The sequence below is a fragment of the bacterium genome (assembly GCA_020440705.1).
In the GTDB taxonomy this organism is placed as follows: Bacteria; Krumholzibacteriota; Krumholzibacteriia; order LZORAL124-64-63; family LZORAL124-64-63; genus JAGRNP01.
The window spans coordinates 54,843-72,879 of the sequence record JAGRNP010000003.1; the positions used below are offsets into that span (position 1 = coordinate 54,843).

The following is an 18,037-nucleotide window of genomic DNA, read 5'->3' on the forward strand; positions in this document are numbered from 1 at the left end:
AGCGGCCATGCCGCAGGTTCCGTTGATTGTTGCCGTCCTGGCGGCCGTGGTCGCCGCCGGCGCCGGCGTGTGGGGGGCCCACGGCTGGGCGGCGCGGCGGCGCGGGCAGGCCGTGACTGCGGGTGAGGAGATCCTCGCCCGGGCCGGCGAGAAGGCCGCCGAGGTCGCCAAGCGGGCCGAACTCGACGCGAAGGAGCAGAAGCTCCGCGCCCATCAGGAGTTCGAAACCGAGACCCGGGACACCCGGCGCGAGAACCAGCGACGCCAGGACGCCCTCGACCAGCGCGAGGAGAACCTCAACCGGAAGGTCGCCTTCATCGACGAGAAGGAGGCGCGTCTGGACCGCCAGGACGGCGAGGTGCGGCAGCTGCAGGAGCAGCTGCGCGGCGAGCGCGACGACCTGCAGCGGACCCTGGCCGAGCAGAAGGCCCGCCTCGAGCAGATCGCGGGCATGAGCGCCGACAACGCCCGGCAGCATCTCATGGAATCCATGGTCAATGACGCGCGCCACGCCGCGGCGCGGAGCGTGCAGCAGGTGCGCGAGGAGACCGAGCGCACGTCCCGCCGCGAGTCCATGAAGATCCTCAGCCTCGCCATCCAGCGCTACGCGGCCGAGCACGTGGCCGAGGGCACGGTGTCGGTGGTCGACCTGCCCGGCGACGACATGAAGGGACGCATCATCGGCCGCGAGGGTCGCAACATCCGCGCCTTCGAACTCGCCACGGGCGTCGACGTGATCATCGACGACACGCCCGGTGCCGTGATCGTGTCCGGCTTCGACCCGGTGCGGCGCGAGGTGGCGCGCCAGGCGCTGGAGGCGCTGATCCGGGACGGGCGGATCCATCCGGGCCGCATCGAGGAGGTCGTGGCGCGGACCGGGGAGGAGATGCGCGAGCGGATCCGCGAACTCGGTGAGCAGGCCTGTCTGGAACTGGGGCTCCAGAACGTGAATCCGGACCTGCACCCCTACATCGGGCGGCTGAACTACCGCACGAGCTACGGCCAGAACCTGCTCAAGCACGCCATGGAGGTGGCTTCGGTGTCGGCGGTCATCGCCGCCGAACTGGGGCTCGATCCGAAGCTCGCCAAGCGCTGCGGGTTTCTGCACGACATCGGCAAGGCGGCCGACCACGAGGTGGAAGGACCGCACGCGGTGATCGGGGCGCGGCTGTGCAAGAAGTTCGGCGAGTCGGAGGTGGTGGTCAACGCGGTGGGCGGGCACCACCAGGACGTGGAGCCCACCTCTCCCTACACGTTCATCACCTCGGCGGCCGACGCGATCTCGGCCTCGCGACCGGGGGCCCGACGCGAGAGCGTCGATTCGTACGTCGAACGGCTGGAGAACCTCGAGCAGATCGCCGAGGCGTTCGAGGGGGTGGAGAAGAGCTTCGCGATCCAGGCCGGCCGCGAGGTGCGGGTGATGGTCGACCACGACCGGGTGACCGATGCCGAGGCTGCGGTGCTCGCCGAGGAGATCAGCCGGCGCATCGAGGGGGAGCTGGAGTACCCGGGCCAGATCAAGATCATGGTGATCCGCGAGACGCGGGCCACCGCTTACGCCAAGTAGCGCGGCACGACGGGGCGGAGGCGCCCGCGGGAGGACATGGTGGAGACCCAGCTGCTGAAGGGCATTCCGGTGCGGGATGCGGTGTTCGCGGAGCTCAAGGAGAAGATGGCGCGCGCGCCGCGACGGCCCGGCCTGGCGGTGGTCCTGGTCGGGGACGATCCGGCCTCGGCGGTCTACGTGGCCCACAAGGAGAAGGGCTGCGACGAGGTGGGCTTCCACCACGTGACCCATCGCCTGCCCGCGACGACACCCGAGGCCGAGGTGCTCGACCTGGTCGCCCGCCTGAACGCCGACGTCGCCATCGACGGCATCCTGGTGCAGCTGCCGCTGCCCGGGGGCATGGACCAGGACAAGGTCCTGCTCGCCGTCTCGCCGGAGAAGGACGTGGACGGTTTCCACCCCGTGAATCTCGGGCGACTCGTGGCGGGCAGCCCGGGCTTCGTGCCCTGCACACCCAAGGGAATCCTCCGCATGCTCGCCCACTACGACGTGCCCATCGCTGGGCGCAACGTGGCGGTGGTGGGGCGGAGCGTCATCGTGGGCCGGCCGCTGAGCCTGCTGTTGTCGCTGAAGGGCGCCCAGGGCAACGCCACGGTCACCATGTGCCACTCCGGGACGCGCGACCTGTCCGCGGTGACGCGCGCGGCGGACATCGTCGTCGCGGCCGTCGGGGTGCCCCGCATGCTCGGGCCCGAGGCCATCGCCCGGGGAGCGGTGGTGGTCGACGTGGGCATCAACCGCATCGACGCGCCGGAACGCAAGACGGGGACGCGTCTGGTGGGCGACGTGGACTACGACGCCCTGCTGGGCCATGCCGGCGCCATGACGCCCGTGCCCGGCGGCGTCGGACCCATGACCATCGCCATGCTGCTCGAGAACACCTGGGAAGCCATGTGCCGCGCCGAGGGCTGGCATGACGCCGACTGAGGCCGGTCCGTCGTCGCTCGCCGCCGACCTGCTGACCGAACGCCGCGCGATCGAAGCGGCCCTGCGTCGGTCGCTGGCGGCCGAGAGGGGGGTCCCGGCGCGACTGAAGCAGGCCATGGGGCACAGCCTCCTGGCCGGGGGCAAGCGGCTGCGGCCCGTGCTCATGCTCTGGACGTGGGACGCCGTCACCGCACGGCGGCGGCGGCCGCCGGCCCCGCGCGAAGCCGTGCTCCGGGCGGCCTGCGGCCTCGAGATGATCCACACCTACTCCCTGATCCACGACGACCTGCCGGCCATGGACGACGACGACCTGCGGCGCGGACGGCCCACCTGCCATGTGGCGTTCGACGAGGCCACGGCGATCCTCGCCGGCGACGGCCTGCAGGCCCTCGGCTTCAAGCTGCTGGCCGAAGCCGCCGGGCCGGTGGCCGGCGAGCTGGTCGCCCTCGTGGCCGACGCGGTCGGGCCCGGCGGGATGGTCGGCGGGCAGGCCCACGACCTGGCGGCCGAAGGGACCGACGTGACGGCCGCCGACGTGCGGCGGATCCACACCGGCAAGACCGCGCGCCTGCTCATGGCGGCGGTGGCGGGCGGCGCCCTGCTCGGCGGCGCGGACCGGCGTCGGCGTGAACGATTGGCCGCCGCCACGCGGGAACTCGGCCTGGCCTTCCAGGGCGCGGACGACGTGCTGGACGTGACGAGTTCGGACGCCTCCCTGGGCAAGACCGTGGGCAAGGACGCGGCCGCCGGCAAGGCGACCTGGGTGCGGGTCGAGGGCCTGGCCAAGGCGGCGGAGCGGGCCCGGCGGCACGGGGAGCGGGGGGAGGCCGGCCTGAGCGCGGCCCTGCCTGCCGGCGCGCACCGGGCGCGTCTGCTCGCGCTGGCCCACCTGCTCTGGAACCGGGAACGCTGATGGCTGCGGCCGCCGCATGGCCGGTCTGGGTGGTGGTGCTCGCCTGCGGCGTGGCGACGCAGACGGCCAAGCTGGTGATCTATTCGGCCACGAACCGGGGGCCGGCCCTCTCGGCGGTGGGCCAGGCCCATGGCCTGCCCAGCCTGCCGGCGGCGCTCCTGGCCTGCCTCGTGGTGCGAACCGGGGCGGCCACCGGCTGGAACTCGCCGGCGTCGGGGTTCGTTCTCGTGTTCGCGGTCATCGTCATCCACGACACGGTGAAGCTGCGCACGGCGACCACCCGCCAGCGCGAGGTGCTGCATCGGCTGGTGGCGGCCCTGCCGGACGCCGGACCGGTGCACCAGGTCGTGGCCCGGTACCTGGATCCGCGCGCGCACCATCCCGGCCATGTGGTCATCGGGGTCGTTTTCGGGGCCCTGTTTGCTCTGGCGTTCGGTTTCGGACCGGGTTAATCTTTGGTGAATCGTCAGGTACGGGCCCGGCCCGTGGACAAATAGAGGAAGGACGCGCATGGAACCGCTTCTGCCCGGGATCACCGGCCCGGACGACCTGAAGAAGCTCGGACCCGACGAACTCGAGCGTCTGTGCGCCGAGTTGCGGGACCACATCATCACCTCCGTGTCGCGTTCCGGGGGGCACCTGGGCGCCAGTCTGGGCGTGGTCGAGCTGACGGTGGCGCTGCATCGCGTCTTCAGCACCCCGCGGGACAAGATCGTCTGGGATGTGGGACACCAGGCCTACGGGCACAAGCTGCTGACCGGGCGCCTCGAGCGGTTCGGGACCCTGCGGCGCAAGGGCGGCATCGCCGGTTTCCCCAAGCAGTCCGAATCGGTCCACGACATGTTCGGCGTCGGGCACGCCAGCACCGCCATCAGCGCGGCCCTGGGCTACGCCGTGGCCCGCGACAGCCGGGGCGACGACAACGCCGTCGTGGCGGTGGTGGGCGACGGGGCCCTGACCGGCGGTCTGGCCTACGAGGGGCTGAACAACGCCGGCCAGCTCGGGTCGAACATGATCGTCGTGCTCAACGACAACAAGATGAGCATCGCGCCCAACGTCGGCGCCATCTCCAAGTACCTGACCCGCGTCACCAGCGGCAAGCACTACGTGCGCCTCGAGGCCGACGTGTGGGACCTGCTGGGTGCCCTGCCCCACGGCTCGAAGGCCCAGAAGATGGCCGGCCGCATCAAGGAGAGCCTGAAGCAGCTCGTCGTGCCGACGGTGCTCTTCGAGGAGCTCGGCTTCAAGTACTTCGGACCCCTCGACGGCCACGATCTGCCCCTGCTCATGAAGACCTTCGAGGCGGTGCGCAAGCTGCAGGGGCCGATCCTGGTCCACATCAGCACCGAGAAGGGCAAGGGCTACCATTTCGCCGAGCAGGACGGGCAGCGCTATCACGGCGTGGGCAAGTTCGACAAGTCCGAGGGCATCAAGGTGGTCAAGCCGGAGGTGCCGGCCTACACGTCGGTCTTCGGCGAGACGCTCTGCGACCTGGCGACGCGGGACGACCGCATCCACGCCATCACGGCCGCCATGCCTTCGGGCACGGGTCTGACGGGCATGCGCGACCGCTTCCCCGGCCGCTTCCATGACGTGGGCATCGCCGAGGGACATGCGGTCACGTTCGCCGGGGGGTTGGCCAGCGACGGCTGCCGGCCGGTGGTGGCCATCTATTCGACCTTCCTGCAGCGCGCCCTCGACCACCTGATCCACGACGTGGCCCTGCAGAAGCTGCCCGTCGTTTTCGCGGTCGATCGCGGCGGCGTCGTGGGCGAGGACGGTCCGACGCACCACGGCGTGTTCGACTTCACGTATCTGAGGATGGTGCCGGGCATGTGCGTCATGGCACCGCGCGACGAGGACCAGCTGCGCCACATGCTCGCCACGGCGCTGGCGCGCGAGGACGGTCCGTCGTCGCTGCGCTACCCCCGCGGCTCCGGACTCGGGGTGCCCATGGAAGGTCCGGCGACGCCGCTGCCCATCGGGCGCGCGGAGACGCTGCGCGAGGGAAGCGACGTTTGCCTGCTGGCGGTGGGTTCGCTGGTGCAGCCGGCCCTCGAGGCGGCCGAGAACCTGGCTGCCGAGGGCATCGGCTGCGAGGTCGTGGACATGCGCTTCGTCAAGCCCCTGGACGAGGACCTGCTCGATTCGGTCTGGGGACGGCACCGCCTCGTGGTCACCCTCGAGGAGAACAGCGTGCTGGGTGGCTTCGGCGCCGCCGTGCTGGAGTGGGAGGCCCTGAATGGGCGCACGGGCGGTCCGCAGGTGAAGCTGGTCGGTATCCCCGACCGCTTCCAGGAGCATGCCTCGCGCGCCGAACTGCTCGACGCCATGGGGCTGGACGCCGCGGGCGTGACCCGCACCGTGCGGGCGTTCCTGGGCGAGTCCGGCGGCGCGGTCCAGGAAGGCGGCTCCGAGGCCCAGAGCGCCTCCTGAGCCCAAGGCGGCGGCACCTCCGCGGGAGTACGGCCATGACCCAGAAGTCCATCGGAGCGATCGGGCTCTTCGGGAATCCGACCAAGGACGACCTGCCGCCGGCGGCGGCGACCATCAGGCGGCTCTGCGACGCGGCGGGCGTGACGGTCGCGGCGTCGGAAGACCTGCGCGACGCGTTGCCCCGCGACCTGACCTACCTGCCCAACGAATCCCTCATCGACCATGTGGATGTGGTGATCGCCTTCGGCGGCGACGGCACGATGCTGCGCGCCGCCCGGGTGCTCGGCCTGTCGGGCGTGCCCCTGTTGGGTGTGAACCTGGGCTCGCTGGGCTACCTGACGGACGTGCCGATCGAGGAGCTCGAGCGGGCCGTCGGCGACCTGCTGGCCGGCAACTACGTGCTCGACGCGCGCAGCCGCGTGTACTGCAGCGTGCGCCGGGGTGGCGTGAAGATCGCGCACAGCAACGCCCTGAACGACCTCGTGGTGAACATGGGGCCCCTGCCGCGCGCCCTGGACATGGAACTGATCATGGACGGGGATTCCCTCGGCCGCTTCCTCGGCGACGGCCTGATCATCAGCACGCCCACCGGGAGCACGGCCTACAACCTCTCGGCCGGGGGCCCGATCTGCCAGGCGACGGTGCCCTGCCTGCTGGTGGCGCCGATCTGCCCCCACAGCCTGGGCATGCGGCCGCTGATCGTGGCCGACGACACCGAGATCGAACTCATCCTGCACGAGACGGGCGAGGGGGCGGTGCTGACGGCCGACGGCCAGAAGACCCACACCCTGGCCGACGGCGATCGGCTCACGTTCCGCGAGGCGCATCAGGAAGTCGTCCTGGTCAAGTTTCCCCACAGCAGCTTCTACCGGGTCATGCGGCACAAGCTGAACTGGGGCGCGCCGCGCCGCCGCACCGGAGGCCACGGCTGATGCTGCAGCAACTTCGCGTGGGGAACCTCGCCCTGGTCGAGGAACTGGACCTGACCCTGGACACGGGGCTGACCATGCTCACCGGCGAGACCGGGGCCGGGAAGTCCCTCGTTGCCGGGGCCCTGGCGCTGCTGACCGGTGCGCGCGCGGAGCGGGAGCAGATCCGGGCCGGCGAAGAGCTCGCCTGGGTCGAAGGCGTCTTCGATCTGGGGGCGCGACCGGAGACCGCGGCGTGGCTGGCCGGGGTCGGCGTGCGGCTCGGTGGCGACGACGTCCTGGTGCTGCGCCGCGAACTGCGCCGCGAAGGGCGCGGCCGCGTGCTGATCAACGGGCTGGTCTCCTCGCTGGCCCTGCTCGAACAGGTGGGCGGACGGCTGCTCGCCATCCAGAGCCAGGACCAGCAGCGGCTCCTGGCCCGTCCCCAGTTCGCCCTCGATTTCCTCGACGCCCGCCTCGGTCTGGAGGCGGAGCGCGCACGCCTGGCCGCGGCCCGGGACGCCTGGCGGGAATGCCGGGACGAATTGGCGCGGCGCCGGCGGGAAGAGGAGTTCGCCCGCCAGCAGTTCGAGATGTGGGAATATCAGCACCGGGAACTGGACGAGATGGACCTCGATCCCGTCGAGGAAGCCGACCTGGCCGAGAAGCTGGCTTTCGCGCGGAACGCTCGGGGGCTGCTCGAGGCCGCGGCGCGCGGTCTGGACGATCTGGACGCGGGCGAGGTGAACGCGCGCCTGCTTCTCGGGCGGGCCGAAGCGGCGTTGGCCGCCGTGGCCGACGCGAGCGGCAAGGTCGCGGCCCTGTGCGAGCTGGTGCGAGAGGCGGAGGCGGCCGCGGCCGAGGCCGCCCGTGGGCTCGAGCGCTTCCTGGACACCGCCGATCTCGACCCCGCGCGGGTCGATGAGATGGAGGAGCGGAAGGCCCGCTACGAGGAGCTGCGCCGCAAGTACGGCCGGGACGTGCCCGGCCTCGTGGCCCTGCACGAGAACCTGGGCGAACGCATCGCCCGGCAGCGCGAGGCCGACGGGGACATCGCTGCGCTCGAGGCGGCCGTGGCGGCGGCCCGGGACGAACTGGCGGCGGCGGCGGCCGAGCTGCGGTGGAAGAGGCGCGAAGGTGCGCCCGCCGTGGCGGCGCGGGCGGCGGAGCTGATCCGGCCCCTGGCCCTGCCCGAGCTGGAACTCGAGTTCCAGGTGACGCCGCGGGCCGGCGGGGTGGACGCCGTGGCGGTGGACGGTGTGCCGGCGGAGATCGGCGCCCACGGCGCCGACGAGGTGCGGCTCCTGGCCCGGACGAACCGGGGCGAAGGGGCGGGAGAAGTGGCCCAAATCGCCTCGGGAGGCGAGAAGTCGCGCATCTTCCTGGGGCTGTCGGTGCTCGGGCGGGGCCAGGGCGAGGCGCCCCTCATGCTCTACGACGAGATCGACGCGGGTCTGGGCATGGACAACGCCATTCCCGTGGCCAGCCTGCTCGAGGAACTCGCCGGGGGCGGGCAGGTGGTCTGCATCACCCATCTGGCCACGGTGGCGGCCCGGGGCCGGCACCATCTGGCGGCCCGCAAGGCGGTGGTCGACGGGCGCACGGTGCTTTCCGTGGTGCCCCTCGGCGACGACGAACGCCTGGTCGAGATCGCCCGCCTGCTGGGAGGCGACGCGGCCACGGCCGGCGGCGCCGCCGACGAGCGCCGGGCCTACGCGCGGCAGCTCCTGGCGCGTGGCTGAGGCCCGCTTGTCGGGCTCCTCGCGCGGTGATATGTTATTTGACGCGGCGGGGTTCATGTCCCATACTTCCGCGTCGCGGAGCGATTTCTGGTGCGCCCGTAGCTCAGCTGGATAGAGCGTTTGCCTCCGGAGCAAAAGGCCACAGGTTCGAATCCTGTCGGGCGTACCACCAGCCCCTCGACCCGCCTCCCGTCCCCGCTTCCGCCACAGGTCCGCAGCCGCTCGGAGGCCGTATGACGTTGTTGCGCATTATTTTGCTGATCCTGGTGGTCGTGCTTGTGCGGCGCCTGTTCGCCACGTCGCGCGAGCGGTCCCGCCGGGACGGCGCGCAGACGCAGCGGCGTGCCGACGAACGCAGCCGGGAGCGATCTTACGGCGACCTGACCGACCAGGGGATCGACGATGCCGATTTCGAGGAAATCCCGTAGGAAGTCCGAACTCTTCGAGTCGCGGTTCCGCAGCGGTGGCGGGGCGGATTTTCCGCTGCGCCAATACCTGCGTTGCCGCGAGGACTTCTCGTCGGGCCTCGTCCACGCCTTCCTGCTGCTGGCCTTCGCGGTGATGGTCGTCTTCTTCGCCCGGACGGTCGGCCAGCTCTTCGACAGCCACGGGGCCCACCTGAATCCCTGGCTGAAGCGGGGCGCCTTGGCCCTGGTGGCCCTCTTTGCCCTTTCGGTTCTGCGGCGTCTGTATTACAAAGTGCGGGACCTGGGGGAGATCCGGTCGGAAATGGCCCGCCTGCAGGCGGTTTTCCGCGACCGGGAAGTCGACGAAGATTAGCTTTATACCCTTGCGGTATCGGCCGATACGAGAGATCGTGGCCGAAATGCGTGGCCGAGCGGCACCCTGTGCCCGGAACCGCACCTCCGAAACGAGAAAGAAGCGCGTGATGCAAGACCTGATCAGCAAGCTCCAGAAGAAGGAAGCCCGGCTGGGTGTGCTCGGCCTGGGATACGTGGGACTGCCCCTGGCCGTGGGCTTCGCCAAGGCCGGTTTCCACGTGACGGGCTTCGACCTGGCCGAGGACAAGGTCGCCCAGGTGAACGCCGGCAAGAGCTACATCATCGACATCTCGGACGCCGAACTGGCGGAGGTCGTCGACGCCGGCCGCCTCGTGGCGACGACCGATTTCGGGCGCCTGGCCGACGTGGACAGCGTGAACATCTGCGTGCCGACCCCGCTGGGCAAGACCCGCGATCCGGACATCAGCTACATCCAGGCGGCGGTCGCGTCCATCGCCGCGTCCATGCACGCGGGCATGCTCATCATCCTCGAGAGCACCACCTATCCGGGCACGACCGAAGAGGTCATCCTGCCCCTGCTCGAGGAGAAGGGCTTCACCGTGGGCGAGGACTTCTTCCTCGCCTTCTCGCCCGAGCGGGTCGACCCGGGCAATCCGACCTTCAACACGATCAACATCCCGAAGGTCGTCGGCGGCGTGACGCCGGCCTGCACCGAGGTGGCGCAGAATCTCTACGGCCAGGTGATGAACACGGTCGTGCCGGTGTCGTCGGTGCGCGTGGCCGAGACGGTCAAGCTGCTCGAGAACACCTTCCGCAGCGTCAACATCGGCCTGGTGAACGAGATCGCCCTGATGTGCGACGCCATGGACATCGACGTCTGGGAGGTCATCGACGGGGCGGCGACCAAGCCCTTCGGCTTCATGCCGTTCTTCCCGGGGCCCGGCCTCGGCGGCCACTGCATTCCCATCGACCCGTTCTACCTGAGCTGGAAGGCCAAGCAGGCGGGCCAGGAGGCGCGCTTCATCGAACTGGCGGGCCAGGTCAACGGGGCGATGCCCAAGCACGTCGTGCGCCTCGTGACCGACGGACTCAACGGCGTCCGCAAGGCCGTCAACGGCAGCCGGATCCTCATCGTCGGCGTGGCCTACAAGCCGGGCATCGACGACATGCGCGAGTCGCCGGCGCTGGACATCATCGAACTGCTGGCCGAGCGGGGCGCCGAGGTGTCCTGGTTCGATCCCCACGTCCCGGCCCTGCCCGGCGCGATCCAGGCCCGGAAGATCACGGCCCTCGATGCGGGCGTGGTCGACGGCTTCGATGCTGCGGTCATCGTGACGCCGCACCGCAGCGTGGACCACACGGTCCTGCTGGACCGCAAGGCGGTGGTGGTCGACACGCGGAACGCCCTGAAGGGTCACCGGGCCGGGAACCTGATCAAGCTCTAGCCTTGCTGGGGGAGGAGATCCGTCGTGAGCAAGTACCTCGTCACCGGTGGGGCCGGCTTCATCGGCTCGCACCTGACGCGCCACCTCGTGGCCGCAGGGCACGACGTGACGGTGCTCGACAACCTGGTCACCGGACGCCGGGAGAACCTGGCCGACGTGATGGACCGGATCCGTTTCGTCGAGGGCAGCATCACCGACGAGGAGACCGTGCGGGACTGCTGCCGCGGGGTCGACTGCGTGTTCCACCAGGCCGCCCTGCCGAGCGTGCCGCGCAGCGTGGCCGATCCGGTCACGAGCGACTTCAACAACGTCGGCGGGACCCTGAAGGTGTTCTGGCACGCCCACCGGGAAGGTGTGCGCCGGGTGGTGTACGCCGCGAGCAGCAGCGTCTACGGCAACACCGCCGAACTGCCCAAGCACGAGGGGATGGTGCCCAATCCCCTGTCGCCCTACGCCATCAACAAGCGCGTGGGCGAGATGTACGGGGCGGTGTTCAACGACCTCTACGGCCTGAGCACCATCGGGCTGCGCTACTTCAACGTCTTCGGCCCTTGGCAGGACCCGAACAGCCAGTACGCGGCGGTGGTGCCCAAGTTCATCACGGCGTTCCTGGCGGGAGAGGCGCCGGTCATCCACGGCGACGGACTGCAGTCGCGCGATTTCACCTACGTGGACAACGTGGTCGCGGCGAACGTGGCGGCGTGCGGCGCCGACGACGAGGCCGGCGGGCGGTCGTACAACGTGGCCCTCGGCGGCCGCATCACGGTGAAGGACCTGTGCCTGCGGATCCGCGAGCTCGTCGGGTCGGACATCGAGCCCCAGCACGAGGAGAGTCGCGCCGGCGACGTGAAGCATTCGCAGGCGTCGGTGGAACTCGCCCGGCGTCATCTCGGTTACGAGGGCCGCATCGACCTGGACGAGGGACTGCGGCGGACCGTCGCCTGGTACCGGGACCGGGCCGGGACCCGGTGAGAGGATGAATCCCATGCAGCATCGTCGGAAAACGCGGCTCCACATGCAGCCGCAGCGCCTGGTCGGCTGGATCGCCCTGGCCATGATGATCGCCCAGCCCGGCCTGGCCGTGGCCCAGACGGCCGGCGGCGACGGCGGCACGCTGAAGCCGGGTGACGAGATCAGCATCTCGGTGCCGGGCCGGCCCGAGCTCAGCCAGCAGTTCACCCTGAACGCCGAGGGCGCCGTGGAGATCTCCCCGGTGGGCGCCGTGCAGTTGGGCGGGCTCACCCAGAAGGAGGCGCAGGTCCTCCTGAAGCAGCGGCTGCGCCTGTTCTACCCGACCCTCGACACGGTCGAGATCAAGGTCGCCCACAGCGGTTCGGTGCGCATCTACATCCTCGGCGGAGTGAGTCAGCGGGGGGTGTTGAACTTCGCCTCGGATCCGACGATCTGGGAAGTGCTGCGCATGGTCGGCGGCCCGATGGAGAACGCCGATCTGGCCGGCGCGCGGGTGATCCGGCAGACGGGCAAGGAGCCCGAGGTGCACGAACTCGATCTGTCGGGTGTGCTCGAGGGAACGAAGTTCGTCGACTTCGAGCTGCGCGACGGCGACACGCTGGTGATCCCGATCCTCCAGAAGGGCGTCCCGGGAACCGCCGCGGACAAGGGCGTCAAGGTCTTCGGCAGCGTGGGACTGCCCACGGTGGTGCCCATCTCCGAAGGGACGCCCATGCTCGACGTGCTGATGCGGGCGGGCGCTCCCACCGAGAACGCCAAGAAGAGCGAGATCAACTGGGTGCACGACACCGGGGTGCGGATCGAGGCGAAGAAGGTCGACCTGGAGGCGTTCCTGCAGATGGGCGATCCGGCCGGCAATCCCCTCGTCTACCCGGGCGACACGCTGCACGTGGAATTCCAGAAGCCGAGCTGGTTCAAGACCAATCTGGCCTTCGTCCTGGGCACCCTCGCGGCCGTGGCGACGATCGCCCTGACGTACTACACCATCAAGAACGACTAGACCCGGAATCAGCCGCCGGTTCCCGGCGCGCCGTTCCGGCCATCCGCAGGGCCCGCTTCGTCAGAGGCGGGCCCGCGTGCGTCCGGCCCCAGGAAGAGGTGGCGGCTGACGAGGATGACGAGGCCGCCGACCACCACGGCGAGCCACAGGGTGAAGAGCCGCACGAGGAGGGCCGCCGAACCGGCGGCCTCGCGTGGGATGTCCAGGCTCTCGAGCAGCCAGATGATGGTGGCCTCGGTGCCGCCGAGTCCGCCGGGCAGGAACGACAGGGAACCGACGAGGGTGCCGGCGGCGTAGACGAAGGCGGCCTGCAGCCAGGGGACGGCGGCGTCGAGTCCGCGGCAGACGATGCCGAGCCCGGCGCACTCGGCGCCCCAGGCGAGCAGCGAAAGGACCAGGGCCGCCGAACCGCAGCGCGCGCCGAGCAGGGTGCCCAGCGCGACGGCAGCCTCGTCGACCGCCAGCTGACGGCGACCGAGGAGGGGAGAGGCCGCCATGCGGGCCAGCAGGCGTTCGCGCACGGGGCGCCACTGGCAGAGGGCCACGAGGACGGGGATCCCGGCGGCGGCGAGCAGGCCCGAGGTCAGGCCGGTCAGCGGACCGGGCCAGGCGACCAGGGCCACCGCCGCGATGACCAGGACCGCCACGAAGTCGGCGATCCGCTCGGCGAGAACCACGGGGAGGCCCCGGGCGAGGGTGACCCCGTACCGTTCCCGCAGGACACCGGCCTTGAAGACCTCGCCGATCTTGCCCGGCGTGATGACCATGACGAAGGTCGCGAAGAAGAGCCCGAGACTCTCCCGGCGCGGCAGGCGCACGTCGACCGCGCGCAGGAAGATCTCCCAGCGCCAGTAGCGCAGGACATAGTTCAGGAGGGAGAGGCCGGCCAGGGGAGGCAGCCAGGCCGCGGGAAAGCGCCCCAGGCGCTCCCGGAGGTCGTCCCAGCCGACGAAGACGGCCACGGCGCCGTAAATCACCACCGAGAGGGCGACGACGGCGAAGGTCCGGGACAGGAGTGTTCGCGACTTTTGCATGAAGAGCCTGTTCATCTTTCTGGAGATCAACAGCAGAACACATCAAAAAATAGTGCCATGCCTCGTCAGTGTGCCCTGACGGCTAAGGATTAGCAATCAATAATTTTGGCAACGTTGACCACCCAAATGTTAGCGCACCATGAGATCTTTCAAAAAGGAAAAAATGGGGTTGCATAACGCGTACGAATCGGGTACACTTTGATCTCAAACCAGACTCTGGCCTGGTTATGGGGAACCGGGTTTGGGGACAACTAAAGATCACTGCACCTGCTGCTGTTCTGGGTGCCGGGGTGAGAGCCCGGCGGAGGGATCGGCTTCGGACGAAGCCATAGGGTGAACGAGATGGATACGAAGATCTTCACCGACAAAGAGTTCGGTCGCGCAGAGGCTCCCGGGGCGAAAGCCGGCTCGGGTCCGATCGACGTCGCGGAGCCCGTGACGTCGGCTGTCGGCGAGAACCCGGCCGAGGCGCCGGCCCCCGTGGCCCTGGCGCTGCCCGGCGCGGGCTACCTCGTGGCCAAGCGCGTCTTCGACGTGGCGGTTTCGCTGGGGGCGCTGGCCGTGTTCGGCCTGGCGCTGCCCGTGCTCGCCCTCATCATCAAGCTGGACTCGCCGGGCGCGGTGTTCTTCAGCCAGGAGCGGGTGGGCGTGAACCGCCGGCGCTCGCGGGGCGGCTACACCGGCGACGAGCGCCGCAAGGTCCTGCAGCCGGGGCGTCCGTTCAAGGTGCTCAAGCTGCGCACCATGGGCGTCAACGCCGAGGCGAACGGCCCGCAGTGGGCGGCCAAGAACGATGTGCGCGTCACCCGCGTGGGCAAGTTCCTGCGCAAGACGCGCCTCGACGAGGTGCCGCAGTTCCTGAACGTCCTGCGGGGCGAGATGAGCCTGATCGGTCCGCGTCCGGAGCGCCTGGTCTTCGTGCGGCAGCTCGAGAAGGAGATTCCCCGCTACCACGAGCGCCTGCTCGTGCTGCCGGGCATCACCGGGCTGGCCCAGGTGATCAACGGCTACGACGACGGCATCGAGTCGGTCCGGCGGAAGGTCGAGCTCGACCGCCAGTACATCAAGAAGGCGGGCTTCCTCCAGGACGGCAAGATCCTGCTGAACACGGTCGGCGTGGTGCTCAAAGGGGAGGGAGCGCGCTAGTCCGCCCGCAGCAGTTCCGAACGGCGGCCCCCCCGGTGGGGGCCGCTTTTTTTTGCCGTCGACGGGGCGGTGCCGACGTCGCGACTTGCCTCCCGCCGATGCGCCATGCATAATCCCCGCCATGGCCGCCGACGCCGGCGGACCCGTGCCCGACCACCATCGCGTCCACTGTTCCATCCGTTCCGCAGCCGAGGATTCCGTCCACCCATGAAACCCGTCATCCTGGTCATCGACGACGAAGAAGCCATCAGGCTCTTCCTGGAGGCGACCCTGGAGGACCGCGACTACGAGGTGCTGACGGCCGGCAGTGGCGCCGAAGCCATCGCCCTGGCCAACGAGACGCCGCCCGACCTGGCCCTGCTCGACCTCATGCTGCCGGACATGACGGGCATGCAGGTGCTGCAGACGCTCAAGGCGCGCTATCCGCACCTGCCGGTGGTGATGATCACGGCCTACGGCCGCACCGATTCGGCGGTGCAGGCCATGAAGCTCGACGCCTTCGACTACGTGAGCAAACCGATCCAGCTGGACAGGCTGCTGGCCACGGTGGCGGGGGCCCTCGAGGCCACGGCCGAGGCGCGGGCCCGGTACCGCCACGTGAGCCAGACCGACCTTTTCGGGGCCGACGGCGACATCGTGCCCAGCCGGTCGCCCGAGATGCTGCGCATCTACGACGTGGTGCGGCGCATCTCCGGAGGCGCCGGCTCGACGGTGCTGATCGAGGGCGAGAGCGGGGTGGGGAAGGATGTCATCGCCAACCTGATCCACCGGACGTCGCCCCGTCGCGATGCGCCCTTCCTGGACCTGAACTGCGCCGCGCTGCCCGAGCAGCTGCTCGAGAGCGAGCTCTTCGGCCACGAGAAGGGGGCCTTCACCGACGCGGTGAACCAGAAGATGGGGCTGCTCGAGCTGGCGGATTCGGGCACCCTCTTCCTCGACGAGATCGGCGAGATGTCCCTGCCGATCCAGGTCAAGTTCCTGCGCGTGCTCGAGAAGATGACCTTCCGGCGCGTGGGCGGCGTGACCGACATCACGGTGAACGTGCGCATCGTGGCGGCGACGAACCGGAACCTGGCGGCGCAGGTGAAGGCCGGCACCTTTCGCGAGGACCTCTTCTACCGCCTGAACGTGGTGCAGCTGCAGGTGCCGCCGCTGCGGTCGCGGCCGGAGGACATCCTGCCCCTGGCCGAGCACTTCCTGCGGGTGTTCAACGACCGCTTCGGGAAGGATTTCACGGGCCTCGGGGACGACGCCCGGGCGGCCATCGAGGACTACCCCTGGCCGGGCAACATCCGCGAACTGCGCAACGTGCTCGAACGCACGGTGCTGCTCGAGGACGGACCGGTGCTGGCCGCCGCGCACCTGCAGCTCATGGCCGACGGGCACGGGCGGCACGACCTGCCGGTGGCCCTGCAGGATGTGCTGCTGAATCCGCTGCCGCGGGCGGGCGTCGACCTCGAGGGACTCGTGCGCGATTTCGAGGCGGCCCTCGTGCGCAAGGCGTACGACGCGGCGGACGGGAACCAGAGCCGGGCGGCGCGGTTGCTGGGCCTGAATCGGGACAAGTTCCGCTATCGCCTGAAACAGTACGGACTGAAGGAGCAGGCATGAACATCGTGGCACGCGGCCGGGGCGCGGTCCTGGCCGCCGGCTTGAGCCTGGTCGTGATCTCGGTCGGCGGGGGCTGCGGCGTGTACTCGGCCAGCAGCGGGCGGGTCGACGACTCGTTGCAGCGCATCGCCATCACCTACCTAGAGAACATGACGGCGGAGCCCGATCTCGGGGTCGAGATGTCGGAGCGGATCACCGAGGCCGTGCAGCTCGACAACACGCTCAAGGTGGTCGACGAGTCGGACGCCGACACCATCCTGACGGGCAAGGTGATGCGGTACCAGCTGCGCGAACTGGCCGCGCGCCAGGACCTGACCGTCACCGAATACCAGGTCCAGATCGCGGTGGCGCTGACCCTGACGCGGCGCGCCACGGGCGAGACCATCTTCGAGAACAAGCGCTTCACGGGCACCGGCAACTACCTGCTCAACGACACCTCGGTCACCGAGGAGGACGCGCGGTCGGAGGCGGCGACCGAAATCGTGCGCGACATCCTGGCGCAGGTCGTGGAGGACTGGTAGTGGGGTACCGGAAGGGCAGAAGCGGCGGGCAGGGCTTCCAGGAACTCGTCAACGAGGACCTCAAGAAGAAGGTCTACCGCCCGGTTTACGTCCTCGCGGGCGAGGACACCCACCGCATGGAGGGCGTCATCGAGAAGATGCGCAAGGACGCCCTCGGTGACAACGGCTCCGTGTTCAACTACCACGTCCTGCAGGGAGACCAGGTCGACGTGGGCCGCATCCTGCAGCAGGCCCTGGCGCTGCCCATGCTCGGGTCGGTCCAGCTGATCTGGGTCAAGAACGCCGACCGCTGCCTCGGCGACAAGGACAGCCAGGACGCGCTGGAGAGGTACATCGTCAAACCGGTGCCCGAGACCATCCTCGTGCTCACCTCCGAGAAGGTCGACAAGCGCAAGAAGTGGGTCAAGACCTGCCAGCAGGCCGGCTATCTCTTCGACTTCGCCCCGCCCACCGGTGACGCGCTGGTGCAGTGGTGCCTGAAGGCGGCCGAACAGGAGAGCCTGCCGCTCACCCGCGAGCAGGCGGCCCTGCTGTGCGATCTGGTGGGCAGCGACCTGCTCAGCCTCAAGGGCGAAATCAGCAAGCTCGCCCTGCTGGCCGAGGACCGCGGAGGCGCCCTGAGCACCGAGGAACTCAACCGGGTGATCATGGACCAGGCCGCCCTCGAGGGCTACGAGATCACCAACGCCCTCGGGCCGGGTCGGGCCGGGCAGGTGCTGCACACGTGGTTCCGGCTGGCCGAATGGGGGAGATCGGCCTACGAGATCGCCCCCCTGCTCGTCTCGCGGGTGCGCAAGGGGCAGATCCTGGCCGCCGGTCGGCAGGACGGGCTCGCGGACAACGACATCGCCGTCCTGTCGGGCCAGAATCCGTTCGCCCTGAAGTTCCTGACGCCCATGACGCGGGCCATGGGCGCCGCCGGCCTGTCGCGCAGCCTGCGCGCGGCGTTGGCCTGTGAGCGGCGCCTGAAGGGTTCGCCATTGAAACCGGATATCGTTATCGAAAAACTGATCCTGGATCTGTGCGAGGACCGTGACGAGTAGTCGATGTCCGCGTCGCCGCCACCGGGACG

General features: G+C 69.8%; 17 protein-coding genes and 1 tRNA gene. 17 read left to right on the top strand and 1 reads right to left on the bottom strand.

Translation table 11 applies throughout. From position 1 onward, the window contains the following. The first annotated feature begins 7 nt into the window (after positions 1–7). The 13 genes from rny (at position 8) to KDM41_01265 (ending at position 12,653) form a co-directional block, all read left to right on the top strand. On the top strand, positions 8–1,567 hold the full coding sequence (gene rny, locus KDM41_01205) for a ribonuclease Y (GenBank protein ID MCB1182022.1): 1,560 nt from the start codon (positions 8–10) through the stop codon (positions 1,565–1,567). Between the two features lie 36 nt (positions 1,568–1,603). Next, the gene (folD, locus tag KDM41_01210) at positions 1,604–2,494 is read left to right on the top strand and encodes a bifunctional methylenetetrahydrofolate dehydrogenase/methenyltetrahydrofolate cyclohydrolase FolD (GenBank protein ID MCB1182023.1); all 891 of its coding nucleotides are present in this window, start codon (positions 1,604–1,606) and stop codon (positions 2,492–2,494) included. Then, the gene (locus KDM41_01215; GenBank protein MCB1182024.1) at positions 2,481–3,407 is read left to right on the top strand and encodes a polyprenyl synthetase family protein; all 927 of its coding nucleotides are present in this window, start codon (positions 2,481–2,483) and stop codon (positions 3,405–3,407) included. Before folD ends, KDM41_01215 begins: the two co-directional genes overlap by 14 nt. Then, complete coding sequence (locus KDM41_01220; GenBank protein ID MCB1182025.1) at positions 3,407–3,859, top strand: divergent PAP2 family protein; 453 nt, start codon at positions 3,407–3,409, stop codon at positions 3,857–3,859. Before KDM41_01215 ends, KDM41_01220 begins: the two co-directional genes overlap by 1 nt. Positions 3,860–3,917: 58 nt before the next feature. Next, positions 3,918–5,843, top strand: coding sequence for a 1-deoxy-D-xylulose-5-phosphate synthase (locus KDM41_01225; GenBank protein ID MCB1182026.1), 1,926 nt, complete (start codon positions 3,918–3,920; stop codon positions 5,841–5,843). Between the two features lie 35 nt (positions 5,844–5,878). Continuing rightward, on the top strand, positions 5,879–6,775 hold the full coding sequence (locus KDM41_01230) for an NAD(+)/NADH kinase (protein MCB1182027.1): 897 nt from the start codon (positions 5,879–5,881) through the stop codon (positions 6,773–6,775). After that, positions 6,775–8,493 (top strand): hypothetical protein, encoded by a 1,719-nt coding sequence (locus tag KDM41_01235; protein ID MCB1182028.1) that lies wholly within the window; start codon positions 6,775–6,777, stop codon positions 8,491–8,493. The genes KDM41_01230 and KDM41_01235 overlap by 1 nt, the downstream gene beginning before the upstream one ends. A 92-nt stretch (positions 8,494–8,585) precedes the next feature. Continuing rightward, positions 8,586–8,662, top strand: a tRNA-Arg gene (locus KDM41_01240). Between the two features lie 64 nt (positions 8,663–8,726). Then, on the top strand, positions 8,727–8,921 hold the full coding sequence (locus KDM41_01245) for a hypothetical protein (protein MCB1182029.1): 195 nt from the start codon (positions 8,727–8,729) through the stop codon (positions 8,919–8,921). Continuing rightward, on the top strand, positions 8,896–9,273 hold the full coding sequence (locus KDM41_01250) for a hypothetical protein (protein ID MCB1182030.1): 378 nt from the start codon (positions 8,896–8,898) through the stop codon (positions 9,271–9,273). The genes KDM41_01245 and KDM41_01250 overlap by 26 nt, the downstream gene beginning before the upstream one ends. Before the next feature lie 46 nt (positions 9,274–9,319). Further along, positions 9,320–10,681 carry a nucleotide sugar dehydrogenase gene (locus tag KDM41_01255; GenBank protein MCB1182031.1) on the top strand — a complete coding sequence of 454 codons (1,362 nt, stop codon included), beginning with the start codon at positions 9,320–9,322 and terminating at the stop codon, positions 10,679–10,681. 24 nt (positions 10,682–10,705) lie between these two features. Further along, positions 10,706–11,653 (top strand): SDR family oxidoreductase, encoded by a 948-nt coding sequence (locus KDM41_01260; GenBank protein MCB1182032.1) that lies wholly within the window; start codon positions 10,706–10,708, stop codon positions 11,651–11,653. A gap of 43 nt (positions 11,654–11,696) precedes the next feature. Further along, on the top strand, positions 11,697–12,653 hold the full coding sequence (locus KDM41_01265) for an SLBB domain-containing protein (protein ID MCB1182033.1): 957 nt from the start codon (positions 11,697–11,699) through the stop codon (positions 12,651–12,653). An 8-nt stretch (positions 12,654–12,661) separates the two neighbouring features. Here the strand turns inward: KDM41_01265 and KDM41_01270 are convergent, their stop codons facing one another. Next, positions 12,662–13,687 carry a flippase-like domain-containing protein gene (locus KDM41_01270; GenBank protein MCB1182034.1) on the bottom strand — a complete coding sequence of 342 codons (1,026 nt, stop codon included), beginning with the start codon at positions 13,685–13,687 and terminating at the stop codon, positions 12,662–12,664. Positions 13,688–14,029: 342 nt separating this feature from the next. On the opposite strand from KDM41_01270, the gene KDM41_01275 reads away from it, so the two are divergent. The 4 genes from KDM41_01275 to holA all read left to right on the top strand — a co-directional run bounded on the left by KDM41_01275 (position 14,030) and on the right by holA (position 18,008). Further along, on the top strand, positions 14,030–14,833 hold the full coding sequence (locus KDM41_01275; GenBank protein MCB1182035.1) for a sugar transferase: 804 nt from the start codon (positions 14,030–14,032) through the stop codon (positions 14,831–14,833). A gap of 207 nt (positions 14,834–15,040) precedes the next feature. Next, entirely contained in the window at positions 15,041–16,444 is a 1,404-nt protein-coding gene (locus KDM41_01280) for a sigma-54-dependent Fis family transcriptional regulator (GenBank protein ID MCB1182036.1), read from the top strand. Then, on the top strand, positions 16,441–16,965 hold the full coding sequence (locus KDM41_01285) for a hypothetical protein (protein ID MCB1182037.1): 525 nt from the start codon (positions 16,441–16,443) through the stop codon (positions 16,963–16,965). Before KDM41_01280 ends, KDM41_01285 begins: the two co-directional genes overlap by 4 nt. Continuing rightward, positions 16,965–18,008 (top strand): DNA polymerase III subunit delta, encoded by a 1,044-nt coding sequence (gene holA, locus KDM41_01290; protein ID MCB1182038.1) that lies wholly within the window; start codon positions 16,965–16,967, stop codon positions 18,006–18,008. The genes KDM41_01285 and holA overlap by 1 nt, the downstream gene beginning before the upstream one ends. Positions 18,009–18,037: the final 29 nt, after the last annotated feature.